General features: G+C 68.1%; 18 protein-coding genes and 1 pseudogene. 15 read left to right on the top strand and 4 right to left on the bottom strand.

The window, feature by feature from the left end:
* Nucleotides 1–13: 13 nt before the first annotated feature.
* Nucleotides 14–1,721: pseudogene (aceF, locus tag R0D99_RS09400) on the bottom strand (dihydrolipoyllysine-residue acetyltransferase).
* A gap of 12 nt (nucleotides 1,722–1,733) precedes the next feature.
* Nucleotides 1,734–4,460: a pyruvate dehydrogenase (acetyl-transferring), homodimeric type gene (gene aceE / locus R0D99_RS09405; RefSeq protein WP_317747997.1), complete on the bottom strand. Its 2,727-nt coding sequence runs from the start codon at nucleotides 4,458–4,460 to the stop codon at nucleotides 1,734–1,736.
* A gap of 172 nt (nucleotides 4,461–4,632) precedes the next feature.
* Here aceE and R0D99_RS09410 point away from each other — a divergent pair, with 172 nt between their 5' ends.
* The 5 genes from R0D99_RS09410 (at nucleotide 4,633) to R0D99_RS09430 (ending at nucleotide 11,672) form a co-directional block, all read left to right on the top strand.
* Nucleotides 4,633–7,155, top strand: coding sequence for a PAS domain S-box protein (locus R0D99_RS09410; protein ID WP_317747998.1), 2,523 nt, complete (start codon nucleotides 4,633–4,635; stop codon nucleotides 7,153–7,155).
* Nucleotides 7,152–7,778, top strand: a complete 627-nt coding sequence (locus R0D99_RS09415; RefSeq protein ID WP_317747999.1) for a response regulator transcription factor — start codon at nucleotides 7,152–7,154, stop codon at nucleotides 7,776–7,778. Before R0D99_RS09410 ends, R0D99_RS09415 begins: the two co-directional genes overlap by 4 nt.
* Before the next feature lie 89 nt (nucleotides 7,779–7,867).
* Complete coding sequence (locus R0D99_RS09420; RefSeq protein ID WP_317748000.1) at nucleotides 7,868–8,722, top strand: bifunctional methylenetetrahydrofolate dehydrogenase/methenyltetrahydrofolate cyclohydrolase; 855 nt, start codon at nucleotides 7,868–7,870, stop codon at nucleotides 8,720–8,722.
* 246 nt (nucleotides 8,723–8,968) lie between these two features.
* Nucleotides 8,969–10,999, top strand: coding sequence for a M3 family metallopeptidase (locus R0D99_RS09425; RefSeq protein ID WP_317748001.1), 2,031 nt, complete (start codon nucleotides 8,969–8,971; stop codon nucleotides 10,997–10,999).
* Nucleotides 11,000–11,036: 37 nt separating this feature from the next.
* Nucleotides 11,037–11,672: a glutaredoxin family protein gene (locus R0D99_RS09430; RefSeq protein WP_317748002.1), complete on the top strand. Its 636-nt coding sequence runs from the start codon at nucleotides 11,037–11,039 to the stop codon at nucleotides 11,670–11,672.
* A 22-nt stretch (nucleotides 11,673–11,694) separates the two neighbouring features.
* Here R0D99_RS09430 and R0D99_RS09435 read toward each other — a convergent pair whose 3' ends face one another.
* On the bottom strand, nucleotides 11,695–12,675 hold the full coding sequence (locus R0D99_RS09435) for an AEC family transporter (RefSeq protein WP_317748003.1): 981 nt from the start codon (nucleotides 12,673–12,675) through the stop codon (nucleotides 11,695–11,697).
* A gap of 58 nt (nucleotides 12,676–12,733) precedes the next feature.
* Nucleotides 12,734–13,699 (bottom strand): tripartite tricarboxylate transporter substrate binding protein, encoded by a 966-nt coding sequence (locus R0D99_RS09440; protein ID WP_317748004.1) that lies wholly within the window; start codon nucleotides 13,697–13,699, stop codon nucleotides 12,734–12,736.
* Nucleotides 13,700–13,843: 144 nt separating this feature from the next.
* Between R0D99_RS09440 and R0D99_RS09445 the strand changes: the two genes are divergently transcribed.
* From R0D99_RS09445 to R0D99_RS09490, 10 genes are all read left to right on the top strand, one after another.
* Nucleotides 13,844–14,644 (top strand): crotonase/enoyl-CoA hydratase family protein, encoded by an 801-nt coding sequence (locus R0D99_RS09445; protein WP_317748005.1) that lies wholly within the window; start codon nucleotides 13,844–13,846, stop codon nucleotides 14,642–14,644.
* 180 nt (nucleotides 14,645–14,824) lie between these two features.
* On the top strand, nucleotides 14,825–16,726 hold the full coding sequence (locus R0D99_RS09450) for a feruloyl-CoA synthase (RefSeq protein ID WP_317748006.1): 1,902 nt from the start codon (nucleotides 14,825–14,827) through the stop codon (nucleotides 16,724–16,726).
* 129 nt (nucleotides 16,727–16,855) lie between these two features.
* Nucleotides 16,856–18,103: a thiolase family protein gene (locus R0D99_RS09455; RefSeq protein WP_317748007.1), complete on the top strand. Its 1,248-nt coding sequence runs from the start codon at nucleotides 16,856–16,858 to the stop codon at nucleotides 18,101–18,103.
* Between the two features lie 74 nt (nucleotides 18,104–18,177).
* Nucleotides 18,178–18,942 (top strand): SDR family NAD(P)-dependent oxidoreductase, encoded by a 765-nt coding sequence (locus R0D99_RS09460; RefSeq protein WP_317748008.1) that lies wholly within the window; start codon nucleotides 18,178–18,180, stop codon nucleotides 18,940–18,942.
* A gap of 156 nt (nucleotides 18,943–19,098) precedes the next feature.
* On the top strand, nucleotides 19,099–19,518 hold the full coding sequence (locus R0D99_RS09465) for an acyl-CoA thioesterase (protein WP_317748010.1): 420 nt from the start codon (nucleotides 19,099–19,101) through the stop codon (nucleotides 19,516–19,518).
* A gap of 98 nt (nucleotides 19,519–19,616) precedes the next feature.
* Entirely contained in the window at nucleotides 19,617–20,492 is an 876-nt protein-coding gene (locus tag R0D99_RS09470; protein WP_317748011.1) for a tripartite tricarboxylate transporter substrate-binding protein, read from the top strand.
* Between the two features lie 46 nt (nucleotides 20,493–20,538).
* On the top strand, nucleotides 20,539–21,678 hold the full coding sequence (locus R0D99_RS09475; RefSeq protein WP_317748012.1) for an ABC transporter substrate-binding protein: 1,140 nt from the start codon (nucleotides 20,539–20,541) through the stop codon (nucleotides 21,676–21,678).
* A 115-nt stretch (nucleotides 21,679–21,793) separates the two neighbouring features.
* Nucleotides 21,794–23,467: an acyl-CoA dehydrogenase family protein gene (locus tag R0D99_RS09480; protein WP_317748013.1), complete on the top strand. Its 1,674-nt coding sequence runs from the start codon at nucleotides 21,794–21,796 to the stop codon at nucleotides 23,465–23,467.
* Between the two features lie 22 nt (nucleotides 23,468–23,489).
* Complete coding sequence (locus tag R0D99_RS09485) at nucleotides 23,490–24,059, top strand: DUF3237 domain-containing protein (RefSeq protein WP_317748014.1); 570 nt, start codon at nucleotides 23,490–23,492, stop codon at nucleotides 24,057–24,059.
* 22 nt (nucleotides 24,060–24,081) lie between these two features.
* Nucleotides 24,082–24,552 (top strand): MarR family winged helix-turn-helix transcriptional regulator, encoded by a 471-nt coding sequence (locus R0D99_RS09490; protein ID WP_317748015.1) that lies wholly within the window; start codon nucleotides 24,082–24,084, stop codon nucleotides 24,550–24,552.
* The last annotated feature ends 82 nt before the right edge of the window (nucleotides 24,553–24,634 follow it).

A 24,634-nucleotide genomic window follows, 5' to 3' on the forward strand; every position in this document is an offset into this window, starting at 1 on the left:
CGTCAGCTCCCGATCACAACAGCACGCGGCGGAAGTCGCCGAGGATCTGGCCAAGGTAGGCGTTGAAGCGCGCAGCCGCCGCACCGTCAATCACGCGGTGGTCCCACGTCAGCGACAGCGGCAGCATCAGGCGCGGCTGGAAGGCCTTGCCGTCCCACACCGGCTCGATGTTCGAGCGGCACACCCCCCAGGAACGCCACCTCGGGCGCGTTGATGATGGGCGTGAAGTAACGCCCGCCAATGCCGCCCAGCGACGAGATGGTGAAGGTCGCGCCGCTCATGTCGGCCGGGCCCAGCTTGCCGTCGCGCGCCTTCTTGGCCAGCGCGCCCATTTCTTCGCTGATCTGAAGCACGCCCTTCTTGTCGGCGTCCTTGATGACGGGCACGACCAGGCCGTTGGGCGTGTCGGCGGCAAAGCCGATGTGCCAGTAGCTCTTGTAGATCAGCGCGTCGCCGTCCAGGCTGGAGTTGAACTCGGGAAACTTCTTCAGCGCGGCCACGCAGGCCTTGATGAGGAAGGCGAGCATCGTCACCTTGACGCCGCTCTTCTCGTTCTCCTTGTTGGTGGAGACGCGGAAGGCTTCGAGATCGGTGATGTCGGCGTCGTCGTGGTTGGTGACGGCCGGAATCATGATCGCGTTGCGCAGCAGGTTGGCGCCGCTGATCTTCTTGATGCGGCTCATCTCCTTGCGCTCGATCGGGCCGAACTTGGCAAAGTCGACCTTCGGCCACGGGATCAGGTTTAGCTCGCCGCCACCCGTCACCGCGCCACCGCCGGCGGCCGGCGCGGCGCCCTGCGCCTTGGTGCGCGCGGTGCCGGCCATGACGGCCTTGGTGAAGTTCTGGATGTCGTCCTGCGTGATGCGGCCTTTGGGGCCAGTGCCGCTCACCTCATCGAGCGGCACGCCGAGTTCGCGCGCAAACTTGCGCACGGACGGGCTGGCGTATGGCAGGCCGATGGGCGGCTTGGTCGGGTCGTGTGCAGCAGCGGCAGCCGGCGCGGCGGACGCCGATGCCGCGGCGGGTGCGGCCACCGGGGCGGCAGCCGGTGCGGCCGGTGCGGGTGCGGGGGCCGCAGGCGCAGGCGCGCCGGCGGGCGCGGCGGCCGAGCCTTGCAGTATGGCGATCAGGTCACCCATGTTGACGGTGTCGCCCACCTTGATCTTCATGTCCTGGATTACACCGGCGTGGCTGGAGGGGATCTCCATCGACGCCTTGTCCGATTCGACGGTGATCAGGCTCTGCTCGACCTTGACGGTGTCGCCGGGCTTGACGAACACCTCGATCACGGCGACGTCCTTGAAGTCGCCGATGTCGGGCACGCGCACTTCCACCGGGCCGCTGGCGGCCGCGGGCGCGGCACCGCCGGCACCCGCGGTGTCGGCCGCGCGCGCCTGGGCCGAGGCTTCGCTGGCGCCCGGAACGACTTCGCTGCCGCCCACCGGCGGCTCGGCGTTGGCTGCAGCGTCGGCTGCACCGGCGCCGCTGGCCTCCAGCACGAGCACCACGGAACCTTCGTTCACCGTGTCGCCCACCTTGACCTTGAGTTCCTTCACCACGCCGGCGGCGCTGGACGGAATCTCCATCGACGCCTTGTCGCTTTCCACCGTGATGAGGGACTGTTCGACCTTGACCGTGTCGCCGGCCTTGACCAGCAGTTCGATGACGGCCACATCCTTGAAGTCGCCGATGTCCGGGACCTTGACTTCCACCAATGCCATGTCTTGTCTCCCTCAGGCGTACAGCGGGTTGATCTTGTCGGTCTTGATGCCGTAGCGCTGGATGGCCTCGGCCACCCGGCTCATCGGCAGCTTGCCCTCGTCGGCCAGCGCACGCAGCGCGGCGACAACGAGGTAGTGCCGGTTCACCTCGAAGTGCTCGCGCAGCTTGCTGCGGAAATCGGAGCGGCCGAAGCCGTCGGTGCCCAGCACCATGTAGCGGCGGCCCACGCCCTTGTCGTCCTTCGGCAGGAAGGGGCGGATCTGCTCGACGAAGCTCTTCATGTAGTCCGTCGACGCCACCACCGGCCCGGCGTGCGCGGCCAGCTGTTGCGCCACGAAAGGCACGCGCTGCGGTTCGGTCGGGTGCAGCAGGTTCCAGCGCTCGCAGTCCTGGCCTTCGCGCGCCAGTTCGTTGAAGCTGGGGCAGCTCCACACGTCGGCGCCCACGCCCCAGTCCTTCAGCAGCAGTTCCTGTGCGGCGATCGACTCGCGCAGGATGGTGCCCGAGCCGAGCAGCTGCACGCGCGCGGCGCCAGCGCCGGCGTCGCTGCCGGGCTTGCACAGGTACATGCCCTTGATGATCTGTTCTTCGGTGCCGGGCTGCAGGCCGGGCATGGCGTAGTTTTCGTTCAGCAGCGTCAGGTAGTAGTAGACGTTGTCCTGCTGTTCGACCATGCGCTTCAGGCCGTGGTGCAGGATCACGCCCACTTCGTGCGCGAAGGTCGGGTCGTACGACACGCAGTTGGGCACCGTGCCGGCCAGGATCTGGCTGTGGCCGTCTTCGTGCTGCAGGCCCTCGCCGTTGAGCGTGGTGCGCCCGCTGGTGCCGCCCAGCAGGAAGCCGCGCGCCTGCATGTCGCCGGCGGCCCAGGCCAGGTCGCCGATGCGCTGGAAGCCGAACATCGAATAGAACACGTAGAACGGCATCATGATGCGATTGCTCGTGCTGTAGCTGGTGGCGGCGGCAATCCAGCTGGCCATGCCGCCGGCTTCGTTGATGCCTTCCTGCAGGATCTGGCCGGCCTTGTCTTCCCGGTAGTACATCACCTGGTCGCGGTCGACCGGGGTGTAGAGCTGGCCTTTCGGGTTGTAGATGCCGATCTGGCGGAACAGGCCTTCCATGCCGAAGGTACGTGCCTCGTCCACCAGGATGGGCACCACGCGCGGGCCGAATTCCTTGTCGCGCAGCAACTGCGTCAGAAAGCGCACGAAAGCCTGCGTCGTGCTGATCTCGCGGCCTTCGGCCGTGGGCTCCAGCACCGCCTTGAAGGTGTCGAGCGGCGGAATGGTGAAGCGCTCGTCCGACACCGGGCGGCGCTGCGGCAGGTAGCCGCCCAGCGCCTGGCGGCGTTCCTGCAGGTACCTCATCTCCGGCGTGTCGTCGGCCGGCTTGTAGTACGGCAGCTTGTCCAGTTCGCTGTCGGGCACGGGGATGTTGAAGCGGTCGCGGATGTAGCGGATGTCCTCGTCCGACAGCTTCTTGGTCTGGTGCACGGTGTTGCGGGCTTCACCCGCCTTGCCCATGCCGTAGCCCTTGATGGTCTTGACCAGCAGCACCGTGGGCTGGCCCTGGTGGTGGTGGGCGGCGTGGAAGGCGGCGTACACCTTCTCCGGGTCGTGGCCGCCGCGGCGCAGTTCGAACACTTCCTCGTCGGTCATGTGCTCGACCAGCTTGGCGGTCTCGGGGTACTTGCCGAAGAAGTGCTTGCGCACGTAGGCGCCGTCGTTGGCCTTCATGGCCTGGTAGTCGCCGTCCAGTGTTTCCATCATCAGCTGACGCAGCTTGCCGGACTTGTCGCGTGCCAGCAGCTCGTCCCAGCCCTTGCCCCAGATCAGCTTGATGACGTTCCAGCCGCTGCCGCGGAATTCGCCTTCCAGTTCCTGGATCACCTTGCCGTTGCCGCGCACCGGGCCGTCCAGGCGCTGCAGGTTGCAGTTGACGACGAAGATCAGGTTGTCCAGCCCTTCGCGCGCGGCCAGGCCGATGGCGCCCATGCTCTCGGGCTCGTCCATCTCGCCGTCACCCAGGAACACCCACACCTTGCGCTTGGCCGTGTCGGCAATGCCGCGCGCGTGCAGGTACTTGAGGAAGCGCGCCTGGTAGATCGCCATCAGCGGGCCCAGGCCCATGCTGACGGTGGGGAACTGCCAGAAGCGCGGCATCAGCTTGGGGTGCGGGTAGCTGGACAGGCCCTTGCCATCGACTTCCTGGCGGAAGTTGTCCATCTGCTCTTCGGTGATGCGGCCTTCGAGGTAGGCGCGCGCGTAGATGCCGGGCGCGCTGTGGCCCTGGATGTAGAGGCAGTCGCCGCCGTGGTCGCCGCTGTCGGCGTGCCAGAAGTGGTTGAAGCCTGCGCCCAGCATGGACGCCAGCGAGGCGAAGGAGCCGATGTGGCCGCCCAGGTCGCCGCCGTCGGCGGGGTTCAGGCGGTTGGCGCGCACCACCATGGCCATGGCGTTCCAGCGCATGTAGGCGCGCAGGCGCTTTTCGATGGCGATGTTGCCGGGCGAGCGCGCTTCCTGCGCCGGCTCCAGCGTGTTCACATAGCCGGTGGTGGCCGAAAACGGCAGGTCGATGCTTTGCTGGCGCGCGTGTTCCAGCAGTTCTTCCAGCAGCTCGTGGGCGCGCTCGGGGCCTTCGCGCTCGATCACGGCAGAGAGCGCATCCAGCCACTCTCGGGTTTCCTGGGCGTCTATCTCTGCAGCGGCAACGGAATTTGCCTTGGGATCCTCGGACATCGCTTGTCTCCTCGTCTTTCTATGTCGATGAAGGTCATTGTGAATCAAGCCGCGATCATCGCACAAACTCCGTATTTTTCAAATAGAGAATTTAAATATCACAATACGAAATATCACTGGTTTTGAGCCCCATCACGGGCCGGCAATCACCGTACCACTACACTGGCCGCCCATGCCGACCCACAGCGCCGCCACCGTGCTCGACCCCAGCGCATCGCGCCCCTGGTGGCAGCGCGGCCTGCTGGCGCAGGACCGCATCGCCCATCTGGCGCCGCTGGCGGCGGTGCTTTTGTTCCTGGCCGCCATCGTGTCGGCCTTCTGGTACCTGCGCCTCGAAGAAGTGCGGCGCGAGCAGGAAGCGGTCAAGCGCGACGTCGAATACAGCCAGCAGCGCCTGCGCCTGCGGCTGCTGGAGCGGCAGGAGCAGCTGATGCGGCTGGCACGCGACATGGCCGACCGCGAGATGTCGACACTGCAGTTCGACTTTCGCGCCGAGGCGCTGGTGTCGCAGTTCCCCGAGCTGGTGGCGCTGAGCTGGCTGGACCAGAACCGCCAGTTCCGCGCCAGCCAGGCGTCGCCCAGCGTGTCGCCGGTGCGTGACTGGGTGTCCGAAGGTCAGCTGAAACCCGGCGACGCTGAAATCGGCTACGGCCTGGCCAAAGACCTGCGCCAGCCCGTCTATACCCAGCCGCACGCCACGCCCGGCAGTGAGCCCGAGCTGTACCTGCACGTACCCATCACCCCGCGCGGCGAATTCGCCGGCACGCTGCTGGCCGAATACTCGGTCGACGGCCTGCTGCGCTACAGCGTGCCGGCCGAAGTGCTGGCCAAGTATGCGGTGGCGCTGCTCGACGCCAAGGGCCAGCTGCTGGCCGGGCAGACCATTCCGGATCGCCAGGGCCTGGCCGAGCAACTGCCGTGGGCGGGCAAGGTGAACGAGTTCGAAATTCCCGTCTCGCCCGTCGGCAACGGGCTGGTGCTGCGAGCGCAGGCCTGGCGCACGTCGCAGGGCGTGGTGGGCGGCACGCTGTTCTGGCTGGTCGCCGTGCTGGCGACGATGACGGCGTGGATGCTGATCGCCAACTGGCGCCAGTCGCAGCGCCGCCAGCAGGCGCAGCAGGCGCTGCAGGCCGAAACCAGCTTCCGCCGCGCGATGGAGAACTCCATGCTCACCGGCATGCGCGCGCTCGATCTGCAAGGCCGCATCACCTACGTCAACCCCGCCTTTTGCCAGATGACCGGCTGGAGCGAGGACGAGCTGATCGGCCAGACCGAGCCCTTCAGCTACTGGCCGCCCGAGGACCACGACGCGCTGTCGGCGCGCCTGAACGACGAGCTGGACGGCGGCGCCGAATCGTCGGGCTTTCAGATGCGGGTGCAGCGCAAGGACGGCACCGTGTTCGACGCCCGGCTGTACGTGTCACCGCTGATCGACGCCACCGGCAAGCAGACCGGCTGGATGGCATCGATGACCGACATCACCGAGCCCAACCGCGTGCGTCGCCAGCTTTCGGCGTCGTATGAGCGCTTCACGACCGTGCTGGAAGCGCTGGATGCTTCGGTTTCCGTAGCGCCACTGGGCAGTGAGGAACTGCTGTTTGCCAACAAGCTGTACCGCCAGTGGTTCGACGCCACCACCAGCGGCCACCTGAAGCTGGTGGCGCGCGCCGGCACGCCCGAAACACAGCTGTCCGACGAAAGCCTGGACACGGTGGATTCGTTTGCCGGTCTGCCGATGGACAGCCTGACCACCACGCCGGTGGCCGAGCACGCCGAGGTCTACATCGAGCGCCTGGGCAAGTGGCTGGAAGTGCGTTCGCGCTACCTCAACTGGGTGGACGGGCGGCTGGCGCAGATGGTGATCGCCACCGACATCACCGCGCGCCGCCATGCCGAGGAGCAGGCCGCCGCGCAGGCCGAGCGCGCGCAGACCGCCAGCCGCCTCATCACCATGGGCGAAATGGCGTCCAGCGTGGCGCACGAACTGAACCAGCCGCTCACGGCCATCAGCAACTACTGCACCGGCATGATCTCGCGCATCAAGGGCGGCAGCATCAGCCAGGACGACCTGCTGGGCGCGCTGGACAAGACCGCGCGCCAGGCGCAGCGTGCCGGCCAGGTGGTGCAGCACATCCGCAGCTTCGTCAAGCGCAGCGAGCCGCGCCGCGAATGGGCCGAGGTGGCCACCATGATGGAACAGGTGCTGGAACTGGCCGACATCGAGCTGCGCCGACGCCAGATCCGGCTGACGCACCACATCGCTCCGGGTCTGCCCGCGATGTATGTCGACCCGATCCTGATCGAGCAGGTCGTCATTAACCTGATCAAGAACGGCGCCGAATCCATCGACGCCGCGCAGCGCGTCACCGGCAACCGCGTGGTCGACCTGCGCGTGATGCAGCGCGACGTCGAAGACCTGCCCACCATGCACTTCAGCGTGACCGATTCGGGCCGCGGCCTGTCGCCCGAAGCGCTGGCGCGGCTGTACGAAGCTTTCTTCTCCACCAAGGCCGAAGGCCTGGGCATCGGGCTCAATCTGTGCCGCTCGATCATCGAGTCGCACCAAGGCCGGATCAGCGCGGAGAACCTCTACAATGCCGGCCAAGTCGTGGGCTGCCGCTTCAGTTTCTGGATCCCGGTGGGCCCCGTTCCGGATGCGCTGGCATCCACCCCGAACGCCAGGACAGTTGCATGAGTTTGATCCCGAAGCGAGGCACGGTTTATGTGGTGGACGACGACGAGGCCGTGCGCGATTCGGTGCAATGGCTGCTCGAAGGCCAGGCCTTCCGCGTGCGCTGCTTCGAATCGGCCGAAGTGCTGCTGGCCCGCTACGACCCGCGCGAAGTCGCCTGCCTGATCGTCGACATCCGCATGGACGGCATGAGCGGGCTGGAGTTACAGGACCGCCTGATTGAGCGCAACTCGCCGCTGCCCCTGGCCTTCATCACCGGCCACGGCGACGTGCCGCTGGCCGTCGACGCCATGAAGAAAGGCGCGATGGACTTCATCCAGAAGCCCTTCAAGGAAGACCACCTGGTTCCGCTGGTCGAGCGCATGCTGGAGCACGCGTGCACCACCTTCGCCGAACATCAGCAGGCCGCCACGCGCGACGCGCTGCTGGCCAAGCTGACGGGCCGCGAGGCGCAGGTGCTGGAACGGATCGTCGCCGGCCGCCTGAACAAGCAGATCGCCGACGACCTGGGCATCAGCATCAAGACGGTGGAGGCGCATCGCGCCAACATCATGGAAAAACTCGGCGCCAATACCGTGGCTGACCTGTTGAAAATTGCGCTGGGCCAGAACTCGGGCAAGACCTGAGCCGCGAGCCGCCATCCTCATACTCTTTTTTTGATAGCTGCTCGCGCTTTACTGACAAGCGCCAGCGGCTTTTTTGTTGATAAATCACCATGACAGCTCAATTGATTGACGGCAATGCCCTGGCGCAGCAGGTGCGCGGCGAAGTGGCCGGGCGCGTGGCCGCGCTGAAAGCCCGTGGCGTGCAGCCGCACCTCACCGTCATCCTGGTCGGCGAAGACCCTGCCAGCCAGGTCTACACGCGCAGCAAGGTGGCCGACAGCGAACAAACGGGCCTGGGCGCCACGCTGGAGCGCTACCCCGCCGACATGACGCAGGCCGACCTGCTGGCCCGCATCGCCGCGCTCAACGCCGACCCGGCAGTGCACGGCATCCTGGTGCAGTTGCCGCTGCCCCCGCACATGGACAGCCACGCCGTCATCGAAGCCATTGCGCCGCACAAGGACGTGGACGGCTTTCACGTCGCCAGCGCGGGCGCGCTGATGGTCGGCCAGCCCGGCTTTCGGCCCTGCACGCCCTACGGCTGCATGAAGATGCTCGAATCGATCGGCATGAAGGACCTGAAAGGCAAGCACGCCGTGGTCATCGGCCGCAGCAACATCGTCGGCAAGCCGATGGCCATGATGCTGCTGGCCGCCAACGCCACCGTCACCGTGTGCCACAGCGGCACGCCCGACCTGGGCGCGCTGACGCGCCAGGCCGACATCGTGGTCGCCGCCGTCGGCAAGCGCAACGTGCTGACGGCCCACATGGTCAGGCCCGGCGCGGTGGTGATCGACGTCGGCATGAACCGCGACGACGCGGGCAAGCTGTGCGGCGACGTGGACTTTGCCGCCTTGAAGGAAGTCGCCGGCTGGATTACCCCGGTGCCCGGTGGCGTCGGGCCGATGACGCGCGCGATGCTGCTGGTGAACACACTTGAAGCGGCTGAGCAAGCGGGTGGGTGAGACAAAACCCAACAGCCGGACGCAGAGGACGCAGAGATTTCGCAGAGAACGCAAAAGAAATTCAAAAAAATTTGGTTTTACTTTTGCGTCCTTTGCGAATCCTTTGCGTCCTCTGCGTCCGGCTGTTCGAATGCCCGAAGAATTCCACACAAATCAGGCTCCAGCGCAGGCCCAACAAGCGTAAGAAGCTATCGTTTTCATACCGTCGTGCTTGACATTGCACGCCCTGCCCCCACCTGACGCACCATGCCCAACCCCCTCCTCGACTTCACCGACCTCCCCCTGTTCGACCAGGTTCGCCCTGAACACGTGGGCCCCGCCATCGACCAGCTGCTGGCCGAATCCGAAGCCGCGCTCGAAGCCACTGTCGCGCCCGATTTGCCCGCCGACTGGCTGACGCTGTCGCGCACGCTCGACGTCGCGACCGAAAAGCTGGGCCGCGCCTGGGGCGTGGTCGGCCACCTGAACGCCGTCATGGACACGCCCGAGCTGCGCGCCGCCTACAACGCCGCGCTGCCCAAGGTGACCGAGTTCTGGACGCACCTCGGCAGCGACGAGCGCCTCTACGCCAAGTACAAGGCCATCGACCCCGCCGCCCTGAACGCCGAGCAGCGCCAGGCGCACAAGAACGCGCTGCGCGGCTTCTTGCTGGGCGGTGCCGAACTGCAGGGCGCGGCCAAGGAGCGCTACGCCGCGATTCAGGAAGAACAGGCCGCCCTCAGCCAGAAGTTCAGCGAGAACGCGCTCGACGCCACCGACGGCTACGCCTACTACGCCACCGAGGCCGAGTTGGACGGCGTGCCACCCGACGTCAAGGCCGCCGCGCGCGCCGCTGCTGAAAGCGAAGGCAAGGCGGGTTACAAACTGACGCTCAAGCTGCCCAGCTACCTGCCCGTGATGCAGTTCGCGCACGACCGCGCGCTGCGCCAGCGCCTGTACCGCGCCTACGTCACGCGCGCGTCGGACCAGGCCGAGGGCGATGCCGTGAAATACGACAATGCGCCGCTGATCCGCGACATCCTGGCGCTGCGGCGCGAAGAAGCCGGCTTGCTGGGCTACGCCAACTTCGGAGAAGTCTCGGTCGTGCCCAAGATGGCCGATTCGCCCAAGCAAGTCGTCGATTTCTTGCGCGAACTCGCTGCCAAGGCCAAGCCTTACGCCGAGCGCGACATCGCCGACCTGCGCGCCTTTGCCCAATCCGACCTGAAACTGGCCGACCCGCAGCCCTGGGACTGGCCGTACGTCAGCGAAAAGCTGAAGGAAGCGCGCTACGCCTTCAGCGAGCAGGAGGTCAAGCAGTACTTCCAGGCACCCAAGGTGTTGCAGGGGCTGTTCAAGATCGTCGAGACGCTGTTCGAGGTCGCCATCCGCCGCGACGTGGCGCCCGTGTGGCACCCGTCCGTCGAGTTCTACCGCATCGAACGCGACGGCAAGCTGCTCGGCCAGTTTTACCTCGACCCGGGCGCGCGCAACGGCAAGCGAGGCGGCGCGTGGATGGACGATGTGCGCGCCCGCTGGCTGCGGCCCGACAACGGCCAGCTTCAGACACCGGTCGCACATCTGGTCTGCAACTTCGCCGAAGGCGTCGACGGCAAGCCGCCGCTGCTGACGCACGACGACGTCATCACCCTGTTCCACGAATTCGGCCACGGCCTGCACCACATGCTGACGCAGGTGAACGAGCACGACGTGTCCGGCATCAGCGGCGTCGAGTGGGACGCGGTCGAGCTGCCCAGCCAGTTCATGGAAAACTTCTGCTGGGAATGGGATGTGCTCAAGCACATGACGGCGCACGTCGATACCGGCGAGCCGCTGCCGCGCGCGCTGTTCGACAAGATGACGGCGGCCAAGAACTTCCAGGCCGGCATGCAGACCGTGCGCCAGATCGAGTTCGCGCTGTTCGACATGCTGCTGCACACCGAGCACGACCCGGCGAAAGACTTCCAGCCGCTGCTCGACGCCGTGCGGCAAGAGGTCGCCGTTATCCAGCCGCCGCCGTTTTCGCGCACCGCGCAGACCTTCAGCCACATTTTTGCCGGCAGTTACGCGGCGGGCTACTACAGCTACAAGTGGGCCGAGGTGCTGAGCGCGGATGCGTATGCGGCGTTCGAGGAAAGCGTCACGCCCGATGGCTTGCCCAGCGTGGAAACGGGGCGAAAATACCGCCGCGAGATTCTGGAAGCCGGCGGCAGCCGCCCGGCCATGGAATCGTTCAAGGCCTTTCGCGGCCGCGAGCCCAGCCTGGAGGCGCTGCTGCGCCACCAGGGCATGGCGTAAGCGCCGCGCCCATCCACCGCACCTGAGCGCCCCAGCCATGCCTGTCCGTCATCCTTCGATCATCGCCTTCCTGGCGCTGCTGGCCGCGGGCATGGCCGTGAGCGCGCAGGCGCAGGTGCAGCGCAGCGTGGGCGCAGGTGGCCGCGTCACCTATTCCGACCGGGTGACGGCAGCGCCGGAATCGGCCCCGGCCGCGGCCCCTGGCGCAGGCGTGGCCAACCTGCCGTATCAACTGGCCCAGGTGGCCCAGCGCTATCCGGTGGTGATCTACACCAGCCAGGACTGCGCGCCCTGCCAGAGCGGGCGCAACCTGCTGGTCAACCGCGGGGTGCCGTTCAGCGAAAAGACCGTGGAATCGAACGACGACATTGCCGCGCTGCGCCGCCTGGCCGGCACGCAGGACCTGCCGGTGCTGACCATTGGCGCCCAGCGCATCCAAGGCTATTCGGACGCGGAATGGTCGGCCTACCTGGACGCCGCGGGCTACCCGAAGTCGTCGCAGTTGCCCGCCAGCTACCGCCGACCGGCCGCCACGCCCCTGACGCCGCCGCGCGCCACGGCTGCGGCGCAGGCGCCGGACGCACCGCCCGCCTACCGCGCCGCGACGACGCCAGAGGCGCCCAGCATCGCGCCGCCGCGCACGCCGACCAACCCGGCCGGCATCCGGTTCTGACGCGGCGCGTTCAGGCGCGCGTTCAGCGCAGCACCCACAGCGCCGCGCTGATGGTGAAGAACGACGCCACCGTGGTGCCCAGCAGCGCCGCCGCGGCCAGGCCTTCGTGGCCGTGCTTCTGCGCCAGGATGGGATAAATGCCGAACATCGGGCACGCGGCGGCCAGCACGACGCCGACGCGCAGCTTGGCGTCCAGCGGCGGCATGCCCAGCGCTTCCAGGCCCCACAGGGCGGCAAACGTCAGCAGCGGGTGCAGCACCAGCTTACCGACAGCGATGGCCGCCACCTGCCGGCGCATGCCCGCCAGCCCCAAACCCGCCAGCGACCCGCCGATCACGAACAGCGACAGCGCCGCGCTGGCCTGCGCGAACAGGCCGACCGACTTTTCCACCGGCGCCGGCAACTTCAGCCCCAGCGCCGCTGCGCCCAGGCCGGCCACCAGCGCCAGCACCATCGGGTTGCGCAGCAGCCCGGCTGCCGCGCCGCGCACCACCGCCCGCCAGTGCCCGCCACCCGCGGCAGCGTCCATCAGCGCCAGCAGCAAGGGAATGAGCAGCAGGTTTTCGACCAGCATGTTCATGCCCAGGATGACACCCGCCACCGGCCCCAGCACCAGCAGGTTGACCGGGTAGCCCACAAAGCCCGAATTGGGGCAGCACATGCCCATGGCCTGCACCACCGACGCCACCGGCGCCTGGCCCGCCACGCGGCGCATCCAGAACAGGCCCAGCGCCATCGTCGCCAGGCCGCCCAGCGCGAACACCGCCATGTAGCGCCATTCCAGGATGTCGCCCAACGGCCGGCGTGCCACCGCATCAAACAGCAGCGCCGGCAGCGCCACGTACAGCACGAAGCGGCCCAGCACGCGCATGTCGCTGCGCTCGAACAGCCCCGCCCGCGTCGTCAGCCAGCCCAGCGCGATGGCGATGTAGATGGGGCCGGTGATGGACAGGATGTCGATCATGGCCACCTGCCCGCGCGGCATCGAAAGCGGCGCCCGCACAACCGGCAGCCCGCGCCGATGGCGCCTTCCGCGCTGCGCACTGCCTGATCGCGCGCGGTCATTGGCGCTCGATCTTCGCCTTGGTGATCACGTCGCTCCAGCGCCGGATATCGCCTGCCAGCATGGCCGCCGCATCGCCCGCGGTGCCGGGCCGCGGGTCGAGGTTGAGCGCCTCCAGCTTCTGCCGCACCCCCGCGTCCTGCAGCGCGGCGTTGACCGCCTGGTTGAGCCGCTCGATGGCGCCGGCGGGCGTGCCGGCCGCCACGGCCAGGCCATTCCACGACGCGGCGTCGAGCCCTTTGACGCCGGCTTCGTTCGCCGTCGGCACCTCGGGCAGCACGCGGGATCGCCGGGCGCCGGTCACGGCCAGCGCGCGCAGGGCCTTGCTCTGAATCTGCGGCAGCAGCGGGCTCAAAATGTCCAGCCCGGCGTGGATCTGCCCGCCGCGAAGGGACGTGACGACGTCCGGCGTGCCCTTGAACGGCACCACCTGCGCCTGCAGGCCCGCAGTGGTCTTGAACAGCTCGGCCGCCAGGTGCTGCGTGGTGCCGATGTTGGGCGTGCCGATGTTCAGCTTGCCCGGCTGTGCGCGCGCAAAGGCCAGCAGATCGCCCAGCGTCCTGAATTCGCCGCCCTCCGCCGCCACGATCACCAGGTCGAACGTGGCCAGCGGCGCCACCGGCGCGAAGGCCTTCAGCGTGTCGTACGGCAAGGCCTTGAACAGCGCCTGGCTCACCGCCGTGCCGCTGGAAATCAGCAGCAGCGCATGCCCGTCGCGCGGCGCGGCGATCACGTTCTGCGCCGCCACCACGCCGCCTGCGCCGGGCTTGTTGTCGATGATGACGGGCTGGCCCAGCGTGCGGGCCATGTGCTCGCCCACCGCGCGGGCGGTGATGTCGGCCGCGCCGCCCGGTGCGTTGGGCACCACGATGCGCAGCGGCTTCTGGGGGAAAGCGCCTTGGGCGACGGCCGCGCGGCCCAGCGCCAGCCCGGCGCCGGCCAGCAAGAAATGTCTGCGGGTCATGGAAACATCCTCGTGAGTTTTCTGCATTGTGCGGTGCCGCCGCCCGCCACGCCCGATCAGGGTAAACACCTAACTGCAAGCTCGGTCGCGGCCTTGCATTTGATTATCTAATATAACCATAATGCGTCCACAGGAGACCCACCCATGACCCGAGCCAGCCAGGACCTTTCGGTCGAGATCATCGGCAAGAAGAAGAACATTGCCGTCGTTCGACTCACGCGCGGCAAGAAGCGCAACGCACTGTCCGACGGCCTCATCCTGGCCATCCGCGACGCCTTCCAGAACCTGCCGGCCAGCGTCCGCGCGGCCGTGCTGGACGGCGAAGGCGAGCACTTCTGCGCCGGGCTGGACCTGAGCGAGCTGAAGGAGCGCGACGCCGGCGAAGGCGTACACCACTCGCGCATGTGGCACGCCGCGCTTGACGCGCTGCAGTACGGCCCGGTGCCCGTGGTGGCTTCGCTGCACGGCGCCGTGGTGGGCGGCGGGCTCGAACTGGCCAGCGCGGCGCACATCCGCGTCGCAGACGCCACCACCTTCTACGCCCTGCCCGAAGGCACGCGCGGCATCTTCGTGGGCGGCGGCGGTTCGGTGCGCATCCCCAAGCTGATCGGCGTGGCCCGCATGATGGACATGATGCTCACCGGCCGCGTCTACAACGCCGAGGACGGCGAGCGGCTGGGCTTTGCGCAGTACCTGGCGCCCGAAGGCCAGGCCTTCGACAAGGCGCTGGACCTGGCCGAGCGCATCGCCGGCAACGCGCCGCTGACCAACTACGCGCTGATGCACGCCCTGCCCCGCATTGCCGAACAGCCGGCCGACCACGGCTTCATGACCGAAGCGCTGATCAGCGCCATTGCCCAGGCCGCGCCCGAAGCCAAGCAGCGCGTGCGCGACTTTCTGGAAGGCAAGGCCGGAACGAAAGTGAAGAAGACCCCCCTGAAGTAAAACACCCCCTGAGTCGCCTGCGGCGCCTTCCCCCTGGAGGGGGACAACGCTGGCGCTCGGGGGGGACCCCGAGCGCGGCGTTCCAAGGTGGCCTGCTCCGCGGCCTCTGGACAATTTTTGATCCCAGCGCTGGATGCATAAGCGCAAGCAGCTATCAATATAAGAGTGGAGTGAGACAAGATGAGCAACCCACAGGCCGCGCCGGCGGCCCCGCCCAAGTACCGGCCGCTGACCTTTGGCGTGACGCGCGCCGAGGTGCGCGAGCAGCCGGACGGCGCGCAGTACGTGCGTGCCGAACAGGCGCTGGACGCGCATGCCCAGCGCATGTCCGACCGGCTGATCCACTGGGCGCGCGAGGCGCCTGACCGCACCTTCATCGCCCAGCGCGTGCGCACCGCCGACGGCAAGACGGGCGACTGGCGCCACGTCACCTACGCGCAGGCGCTCGACGCCGCGCGCCGCATCGGCCAGGCGCTGCTGGACCGCGGGCTGTCGCAGGACCGGCCGGTGGTCATCCTCAGCGACAACGGCATCGACCACGCGCTGCTGGCGCTGGGCTGCCTGTATGTGGGCGTGCCCTACTCGCCTGCGTCGCCCGCGTATTCGACCATCAGCAAGGACTACGGCAAGCTGCGCCACGTCGTCGACACGCTGACGCCCGGCCTGATCTGGGCGGAGGACGGCGACCGCTACGGCGCCGCCATAGCCGCCGTCGCGCCCGCCGGCTGCGAAGTGGCGGTCTCGCGCCACGCCGACCATGCGCACCTGAAGGGGCGCACGACCACTTCGTTTGCCGACCTGCTGGCGACCGAACCGACGCCCGCCGTCGATGCCGCGCACACCGCCACCGGCCCCGACACCATCGTCAAGTTCCTCTTCACCAGCGGCTCCACCAAGCTGCCCAAGGCCGTCATCAACACCAACCGCATGTGGTGCGCCAACCAGCAGCAGATGCGCCAGTCGATGCCGGTGCTGGCCGAGGAGCCGCCGGTGCTGATCGACTGGCTGCCGTGGAACCACACCTTCGGCGGCAACCACAACGTGGGCTTGGTGCTGAACAACGGCGGCACGCTCTACATCGACGAAGGCAAGCCCACGCCCGCGCTGATGCACGAGACGCTGCGCAACCTGCGCGACATCGCACCCACGCTGTACTTCAACGTGCCGACCGGCTTCGAGGCGATCGCCAACGCCATGAAGCAGGATGCCGAGCTGCGCCGCAACTTCCTCTCGCGCGTGAAGATGTTCTTCTACGCCGGCGCCGCGCTGGCGCAGCCGGTGTGGGACTCTCTTTTTGAGAGCGAAGAAGCCGAGATCGGCGAGCGCATCGTGATGACCAGCGGCTTAGGGATGACCGAGTCCAGCCCCTACGGCCTGTTTGTCACCAGCCCCAACGTCAAGGCCGGCGACCTGGGACTGCCCACGCCCGGGCTGGAGCTGAAGCTGGTGCCCATCGACGGCAAGCTGGAGATCCGTTACCGCGGCCCCAACATCACACCCGGCTACTGGCGCGGACCCGAGGCCACGGCCGAGGCGTTTGACGACGAAGGCTTCTTCTGCACCGGCGACGCCGTGACCTGGATCGACCCGCAGGACAAGCACCAGGGCCTGCGCTTCGACGGCCGCATTGCGGAAGATTTCAAGCTGGCGACCGGCACCTTCGTCAGCGTCGGCCCGCTGCGCGGCCGCGTCATCGCAGGCGGTGCGCCCTACGTGCAGGACGTGGTCGTCACCGGGCTGAACCGCAAGGAAGTCGGCGCGCTGATCTTTCCCACCCCCGCGGTGCGCTCGCTGGTCGATCTGCCGGCCGATGCGCCGATGAGCGAAGTGCTGAAGCAGCGCGCGGTGCTGCAGAAATTTCAGAGCCTGGTGACCGACCTGTCGCTCACCGCCACCGGCAGCGCCAACCGCGTCGCGCGCCTGATGCTGCTGGCCGATCCGCCGTCCATTGACAAGGGCGAGATCACCGACAAGGGCAGCATCAACCAGCGCGCCGTGCTGAAGGAGCGCGATGCGCTGGTGCAGGCGCTGTATGACGAAACGCCGGGGCACATCGTCATCAAGCCCGGAATGAATTTATGACCACCCCTGAGTCGGCCTGCGGCCGCCATCCCCTCAAGGGGACGCTTGCAGCAGCCGGGGGAACCCCGGCTGCGCAAGCCGCGAACATCGCCCCGCTGCGCGCGGGCTCTTAGAAACGGAATATTCGACATGGCCACCAAAGGATTCTTCACCGCCTTCAACGACGTCTGGATGCTCGACGGCGTGCGCACACCCATGGTCGATTACTGCGGCGCGTTGGGCCACATCAGCCCGACCGACCTGGGCATCAAGGCCGCGCGTGAGGCACTGAAACGCGCGGGCGTGCCGGGCAGCGACATCGGCTCGGTCGTCACCGGCAACATGGCGCCGGGCGACTTCGACCAGTTCTTCCTGCCGCGCCACATCGGCCTGTACGCCGGCGTGCCGGTGGCGGTGCCGGCCATCATGGCGCAGCGCATCTGCGGCACCGGCTTCGAGCTATTCCGCCAGGCGGGCGAGCACATCCAGGGCGGCGCCTGCGAGGCGGCGCTGGTGGTGGGCACCGAGAGCATGACGCGCAACCCGATTGCCGCCTTTGACCATCGCACCGGCTTCAAGCTGGGCGCGCCGGTCGGCTTCAAGGACTACATGTGGGAGGCGCTGAAAGACCCCGCCGCCGGCATCAACATGATCCAGACCGCCGAGAACCTAGCGAAGAAGTACGGCATAACGCGCGAGCAGGTCGATGAGTTTGCTGCCGCCTCGTTCGCCAAGGCCGTGGCGGCGCAGCAAAGCGGCTTTCTGGCCGGCGAGATCGTGCCCGTGGTCACCGAGAAGTTCGAGCTGGACGGCTACAAGCCGCGCGGCATCAAGCTGCAAGGCAAGGTGAATGAAGTGGCGCAAGACACGCATCCCCGCCCTTCCCCGCTGGAGGTGCTGGCCAAGCTGCGCCCGGTGTTTGAAGGCGGCGTGCAGACCGGCGGCAACTCGTCGGCGCTGGTGGATGCGGCGGCGGCGGCCGTGGTCGCCTCGGGCGCCTACGCGAAGGCCAACGGCAAGCAGCCGCTGGCGCGCATTGTGGGCGCGGCGGCCGTCGGTGTGCCGCCGGAGATCATGGGCATCGGCCCCGCTCCCGCCATCCGCTTGCTGCTGGAGCGCACCGGCCTGAAGCTGGACGACATCGGCCGTTTCGAAATCAACGAAGCACAGGGCGCGCAGACGCTGGCCGTGGGCAAAGAACTCGGGCTCGACCTGGACAAGCTCAACGTCAACGGCGGCGCCATCGCGCTGGGCCACCCGCTGGCGGCCACCGGCGTGCGCCTGACGATCACGGTGGCGCGCGCCATGCAGCGCGACGGCTTGAAGTACGGCATCAGCTCGGCTTGCGTGGGCGGCGGCCAGGGCATTGCGCTGCTGCTGGAGAACCCGGCGGCCTGACCGTTTCAATATCAAAAAGGCCTCCAGCGCTTGATGGACAAGCGCGAGCAGCTATAAAAACAGGAGTCATCAAGATGCAAATCAACGGACAAGCAGCCCTCGTCACCGGCGGTGGCTCGGGCCTGGGCGAAGCCACGGCGCGTGAACTGGCGCGCCTGGGCGCCAAGGTGGCGGTGCTCGACCTGAACCTGGACAACGCCAAAAAGGTCGCCGCCGATATCAACGGCTTGGCCATCCAATGCGACGTGAGCAATGGCGACAGCATGCAGTCGGCGATCGAGCAGGCCGCCGCCGCGCACGGCCCGGCGCGCATACTGATGCAGATCGCCGGCATCGGCTCGGCCAAGCGCGTGGTGGGCAAGGACGGCAACGCCGCGCCGCTGGAGGATTTCATCAAGGTCGTGAACGTCAACCTGATCGGCACCTATAACGCGGCGCGCCTGTTTGCTGCCGCCTGTGCCAAGCTGGAGCCGATGGAAGACGGCGAGCGCGGCGCCATGGTGTTCACCGCCAGCGTGGCCGCGTTTGACGGCCAGGTCGGCCAGCAGGCGTACAGCGCATCCAAAGGCGGCGTGGTCGGCATGACATTGCCCATGGCGCGCGACTTGGCGCAGCACGGCATCCGCGTTTGCACCATCGCGCCGGGGCTGTTCAGCACGCCGCTGATGCGCACCCTGCCCGAGCCCGTGCAGCAGTCGCTGGCGGCATCGATCCCCTTCCCGGCCCGCCTGGGCAAGCCGGAGGAATTTGCCGAGCTGGCTTGCCACATCGTCACCAACGGGCACCTGAATGGCGAGGTGATTCGCCTGGATGGCGCGCTGCGCATGAGTCCCAGATAACCCCCTGTGGCGCTGACGCGCCTTCCCCCGGCGGGGGACGACGCCAGTGGCCGGGCCCAGCCCGCTCCACGGCGCCCCCCCCGCATGGCCCACCCCACGGCGACTGGTGTTAACACTGAGTCCGTCAAACCGCTTTCAAACGTTGAGTTCCAGACCATGAGCAAGACGACGATTTACGAAGTCAAGGTGATGTTCGGCGACTGCGATCCGGCCGGCATCGTGTTCTTTCCCAATTTCTGCAAGTGGATGGATGCGTCGTCGCTCGACTTCTTCATGCAATGCGGGATTCCGCCCTGGCGCGAGTTGAAGAAAACGCACGGGATCATCGGCACGCCGCTGCTGGAGATCCACACCAAGTTCTTCAAGCCCGCCACCTACGGCGACACGCTGCAGGTGCACACGCATGTGGCCGAATGGCGCGAGAAGGTGATCGTGCAAAAGCACGTCGTCAAGCGCGGCGATCTGGTGCTGTGCGAAGGGCTGGAAACGCGCGCCTTCGTGGTGCACCCCGACGGTGACCCGGATCGGCTGAAGGCCATCGCCGTGCCGGACTTCATCAAGGAGCAGTGCAGTTGAACGCTCTCCATCCGTCTCGTCGCCATGTCCTCGGTTGGATGGGCGCGTCCCTGGCAGCGGCCACGCCCGGCGTGCGTGCGCAATCTGCGGGTCAGCCGTTGAAAATCCTGGTCGGCTTTGCCGCGGGCGGCTCGGCCGACCAGACGGCGCGCCTGGTGGCCGACCAGTTGCGCGTGCAGCTGAAGCGCCCCGTGGTGGTTGAAAACCGCACCGGCGCGGGCGGGCGCCTGGCGGTCGAGGCGGCCAAGGCCGCCAAGCCCGACGGCGACACGCTGGTGTTCGTGCCGCACGGCGCCATGACGCTGTTCCAGCACATCTACCGTGGCCTGCGCTACGACCCGGTGGCCGACTTTGCGCCGGTGGGGCGCGTGGCCACGTTCGACTTTGCGCTGGCCACTGGCCCGGCCACGCCGGCCAAGACCTTCGCCGACTACCTGGAATGGGCGCGCAACCCGGCCAACAAGGCCTCGTTCGGCTCGCCCGGCGCTGGCACGGTGCCGCACTTCATCGGCCAGGGCCTGGGCGAGCGGGCCAAGCTGCAACTCACCCACGTGCCTTACCGCGGCGCCGCGCCCTCGCTGGTCGATCTGATCGGCGGCTCGATTTCGCTCGCCATCGCGCCGCTGGCCGACATGCTGGAACACCACAAGGCCGGCAAGCTGCGCGTGCTGACCACCACAGGGTCGCGCCGCTCTACCCTGCTGAGCGCCGTACCCACGCTCAAGGAATCCGGCGTCGATCTGGTGATCGACGGCTGGTATGGCCTGTACGCCCCGGCCGCCGTGCCGGCCGACACGCTGGCCACCCTGGCACGCGCGGTGCAGGCCGCCGCGCCGGCCCTGGCGCAGCCGCTGGCGCGCAACGGGCTGGTGGCCAGCGCGTCAACGCCGCAGGAACTGGCGCAAGTGCAGAAGTCCGAAACCGCCTTCTGGTCGCAACTGGTCGCGTCTTCCGGCTTCAAGCCCGAAGACTGACGCGTTCACCCTTTTTTCTTTTTCAACCACCCCAAGGAGACGACCCATGACCCGCTTCACCCTCAAGGCCATCGTGGCCGCCACCGCCCTGGCTGCCAGCGGCGCCGTGCTGGCCGACATCACCATCGGCGTGATCGCGCCGCTCACCGGCCCGGCTTCCGGCCTGGGCATCCCGGTGGGCAACCAGGCCAAGCTGTGGCCCAAGACGATTGCCGGCGAAAAGCTGAACGTGATCGTGATGGACGACGCCACCGACCCGAACCAGGGCGTCACGCACGCCAAGCGCTTTGTCACCAACGACAAGGTCGACGTCATCATGGGCTCGGTCGCCACGCCGGTGGCCGCCGCCATCGTGCAGGTGGCCGAAGAATCGGGCACGCCGCAGATTTCGTGGTCGCCCGTGGGCGTGCCGGCTGGCAAGGACAAGTGGCTGTTCCGCCTGCCGCAGTCCAACGCCGTGATGGGCCACGCCGTCATCGAGCACATGAAGAAGCAGGGCATCAAGAGCGTGGGCTTCCTCGGCTACAGCGATGCCTACGGCGAAACCTGGCTCAACGACTTCAAGCCGCAGGCCGAGAAAGCCGGCATCAAGTTCGGGCCCGTGGAGCGCTTTGCCCGCGCCGACACCAGCGTGACCGGCCAGGCGCTCAAGCTCGTGTCGGCCAACCCGGACGCGATCCTGGTCGTCGCCTCGGGCTCGGGCGCGGCCATGCCGCAGATGGCGCTGGCCGACCGCGGCTACAAGGGCAAGGTCTACCAGACCCACGCCGCTGCCACGCGCGACCTGATGCGCGTGGGCGGCAAGGCGGTCGAAGGCGGCTTCGTCGTCAGCGGCCCCGCCGTGCTGGCCGAGCAACTGCCCGATTCGCACCCGTCCAAGGCCGAAGCGATCAAGTTCGTGCAGCAGTACGAAAAAGCCTACGGCCCCGGCTCGCGCAACCAGTTTGCCGGTCACGCCTACGACTCGATCATCGTGATGGAAAAGGCGGTGCCGATCGCACTGAAGAAGGCCAAGCCCGGCACGCCCGAATTCCGCGCCGCCCTGCGCGACGCCTTTGAGCAGATCGGCAAGACCACGCTGGCGCACGGCGTGCTGAACTGGACGCCCGCCGACCACTGGGGCTACACGCAGGACACCGGCGTGATGATGAAAGTCACCGGCGGCGAGTTCAAGGTCGAGAAGTAAGCGGCGCCCGCACCGGCCGTGGCCCGCCGCGCGCGGGCCACGGCCGGCATGCATGCATGAAAATGGCCGCTGGCGCAGATCCAGTCTGCGCTAGCAGCTATATTAAAAATAGCAAATGAACGACTACCGCGTGCCCGCCGAGGACATCGGCTTCGTGCTGTTCGACGTGCTGCAGGCGCCGCGCCAGCTGGCCGACCTGCCCGCCATGGCCGACGCCGACGAGGCGCTGATGCGCCAGCTGCTCGATGAAATGGCCCGGTTCATCGACGGCGAGATCGCGCCGCTCAACCGCGCTGGCGACGAGATCGGCGCGCGCTGGCACGACGGCGCCGTCACCATGCCGCCGGGCTTTCGCGAGGCCTACCAGGCCTTCTGGCAGGCCGGCTGGCCCGCGCTGTCGGCCGACCCGGCAGACGGCGGCCAGGGCCTGCCCGCCGCGCTGGACGCCGCCCTGTACGAATCACTGAGCGCCGCCAACCACGGCTGGACCATGGCGCCGGGCCTGCTGCACGGCGCGTATGAATGCCTCAAGCACCACGGCAGCGAGGCGCTGAAAAGCCAGTACCTCGCCAAGATCGCCACCGGCGAATGGCTGGCCACCATGTGCCTGACCGAGCCGCACGCCGGCAGCGACCTGGGCCTGTGCAGCACGCGCGCCGTGCCGCAGGCCGATGGCACCTTTCAGCTGAATGGCACCAAGATCTTCATCAGCGGCGGCGAGCACGACCTGACCGACAACATCGTGCACCTGGTGCTGGCGCGCCTGCCCGATGCGCCGCCGGGGCCCAAGGGGCTGTCGCTGTTTCTGGTGCCGAAGTTTTATGCCGATGGCGCCCGCTCGGCCGTCGCCTGCGAGCGCATCGAGGAAAAAATGGGCCTGCACGGCTCACCCACCTGCGTGATGCGCTTCGACGATGCGCGCGGCTGGCTGGTCGGGCAGCCCGGCAAGGGCCTGGCCGCCATGTTCGTCATGATGAACGCGGCCCGCCTGCATGTGGCGCTGCAGGGCATCGGCCTGCTGTCCGCCGCCTGGCAGAAGGCCGACGCCTACGCCCACGAGCGGCGCCAGATGCGCGCGCCCGGTGCCAGCCAGACCAGCGCCATCATCGAGCACCCGGCCATGCGCCGCATCCTCGACACCCAGCGCGCCTGGATCGACGGCAGCCGCGTCATCGCCTACCAGACGGCGCTGGAGCTCGACATCGCCCGCCAGCACCCCGATGGCGCGCGCCGCCAGCGCGCCGAGCGCTGGTGCGCACTGGTCACGCCGGTGCTCAAGGCCGCGTGCACGCACCAGGCCTTCCACGGCGGCAGCGACTGCCTGCAGGTGTTTGGCGGCCACGGCTACGTGCGCGAATGGGGCATCGAGCAGCACGTGCGCGACGCGCGCGTGGCCATGATCTACGAAGGCACCAACGAAATCCAGGCCATCGACCTGCTGGTGCGCAAGGTGCTGGCCGATGGCGGCGACGCCTGGTGCGCCCTGCTGGCCGACCTGCAGGCGCAGTCCACGGGCGATGCCGCCCAGGCCCTGCAGGCGCTGCAACAAGCGACCCGCGCCCTGGCGGCACGCTGCGCGGCCGACGCCACGCTGGCCTACCACGTGGCCGACGACTACCTGCGCGCCAGCGCCATCGCGCTGCTGGGCTGGGCCTGGACGCAAATTTCGGCGGCCGCGCCCGCCGCTGCGCGCTGGCAGGCGCCGGCGCGGGCTTTCAGCGACCGGGTGCTGCCCGAATTCGCCATGCGCCTGGCCATCGTCGGGCAAATGCAGCCTGCCAACGCCTGAGTCCACCCTGCCTCCACCCGCCATGACCCTGCACCGCCCGCCCCGCCTCGCCGCCACGCTGATCCGCCTTGTCGCCACGGCCGCGCTGGCGGCCAGCCTGGGCGCCTGCGCCCAGCAAGCGCCCGCGCCGAATCCCGCCGCCGCGCCCGATGTGGCCGCCATCCCCCTGGTGCTGCCGCGCACCGAACTGGTCTACGAAGCCGTGGCCGAACTGGCGCCCACGCTGGACCTGGGCGCCGGCCCGCTCGGTGATCGCCGCATGGTGCCTATCACCGGCGGCACGTTTGAAGGCCCGCGCCTGCGCGGCAAGGTGCTGGCCGGCGGTGCCGACCGCCAGTTGCTGCGCAAGGACGGCGCCCGCATGCTCGACGCGCTGTACGAGATGCAGACCGACGACGGCGCCATCATCACCGTGCACAACCAGGTGCTGACGCGGCCCGACGGCCCCGGCCGCGACTACCGCTTTTCGCACGTCACCCTGACGGCGCCCGAAGGCAAGTATGCGTGGCTGAACCAGTCCGTCCATGTCGGCACGCTGCACAGCCTGCGGCCGCGCCCGGCGGTGCTGATCCGCGTTTACCGGCTCTATTGAGCGCCCCGCAGCCGACCCCGCCGTGAGCACGACCGACCTGCTGCCCGACCGCGAAGCCGCCACGGCCGGCGCGCTGGACAACGACTTCCTGCAGACCATGGTGGGCTACAACGCCCGCATGGCGGCGCTGGCCGTGATTGGCCAGATCATGCCGGGGCTGGCGACCTTCGGGCTGCGCATCGTCGATTTCTCGATCCTGTCGGTGATCCGGCACAACCCGGGCGTCACGTCGCGCCAGTTGTGCGACGCGCTGGCCCTTCTGCCGCCCAACCTGGTCGGCAAGATCGGCGCGCTGGAAAAGCGCGGCGTGCTGGTGCGCCGGCCCCACCCGCAGGACGGCCGGGCGCTGGGCCTGCACCTGACGCCCGCCGGCGAAGCGCTGATGCGGGCGGCCGAAGACACCGTGGCCGAGCAGGAAGCGGCCGCCACCACCGCCCTCAGCACCACCGAGCGGCGCACCCTGATCCGCCTGCTGCAGAAGCTGTATTCCTAGACCCGCGGAAGTGGGGTTTTCCCCTTGCCGGCCCGGACGGGTCAGTAATTTGTAGCGCCAAACCCACGCCCCATAGGCGCAG

This window comes from Ottowia sp. SB7-C50 (assembly GCF_033110285.1).
GTDB lineage: Bacteria > Pseudomonadota > Gammaproteobacteria > Burkholderiales > Burkholderiaceae_C > Ottowia.

Excerpts from the sequence above, each read along its gene's own strand:
- aceE (WP_317747997.1), bottom strand. The coding sequence starts at position 4,460 with ATGTCCGAGGATCCCAAGGCAAATTCCGTTGCCGCTGCAGAGATAGAC.
- R0D99_RS09410 (WP_317747998.1), top strand. The coding sequence starts at position 4,633 with ATGCCGACCCACAGCGCCGCCACCGTGCTCGACCCCAGCGCATCGCGC.
- R0D99_RS09415 (WP_317747999.1), top strand. The coding sequence starts at position 7,152 with ATGAGTTTGATCCCGAAGCGAGGCACGGTTTATGTGGTGGACGACGAC.
- R0D99_RS09420 (WP_317748000.1), top strand. The coding sequence starts at position 7,868 with ATGACAGCTCAATTGATTGACGGCAATGCCCTGGCGCAGCAGGTGCGC.
- R0D99_RS09425 (WP_317748001.1), top strand. The coding sequence starts at position 8,969 with ATGCCCAACCCCCTCCTCGACTTCACCGACCTCCCCCTGTTCGACCAG.
- R0D99_RS09430 (WP_317748002.1), top strand. The coding sequence starts at position 11,037 with ATGCCTGTCCGTCATCCTTCGATCATCGCCTTCCTGGCGCTGCTGGCC.
- R0D99_RS09440 (WP_317748004.1), bottom strand. The coding sequence starts at position 13,699 with ATGACCCGCAGACATTTCTTGCTGGCCGGCGCCGGGCTGGCGCTGGGC.
- R0D99_RS09445 (WP_317748005.1), top strand. The coding sequence starts at position 13,844 with ATGACCCGAGCCAGCCAGGACCTTTCGGTCGAGATCATCGGCAAGAAG.
- R0D99_RS09450 (WP_317748006.1), top strand. The coding sequence starts at position 14,825 with ATGAGCAACCCACAGGCCGCGCCGGCGGCCCCGCCCAAGTACCGGCCG.
- R0D99_RS09455 (WP_317748007.1), top strand. The coding sequence starts at position 16,856 with ATGGCCACCAAAGGATTCTTCACCGCCTTCAACGACGTCTGGATGCTC.
- R0D99_RS09460 (WP_317748008.1), top strand. The coding sequence starts at position 18,178 with ATGCAAATCAACGGACAAGCAGCCCTCGTCACCGGCGGTGGCTCGGGC.
- R0D99_RS09465 (WP_317748010.1), top strand. The coding sequence starts at position 19,099 with ATGAGCAAGACGACGATTTACGAAGTCAAGGTGATGTTCGGCGACTGC.
- R0D99_RS09475 (WP_317748012.1), top strand. The coding sequence starts at position 20,539 with ATGACCCGCTTCACCCTCAAGGCCATCGTGGCCGCCACCGCCCTGGCT.
- R0D99_RS09480 (WP_317748013.1), top strand. The coding sequence starts at position 21,794 with ATGAACGACTACCGCGTGCCCGCCGAGGACATCGGCTTCGTGCTGTTC.
- R0D99_RS09485 (WP_317748014.1), top strand. The coding sequence starts at position 23,490 with ATGACCCTGCACCGCCCGCCCCGCCTCGCCGCCACGCTGATCCGCCTT.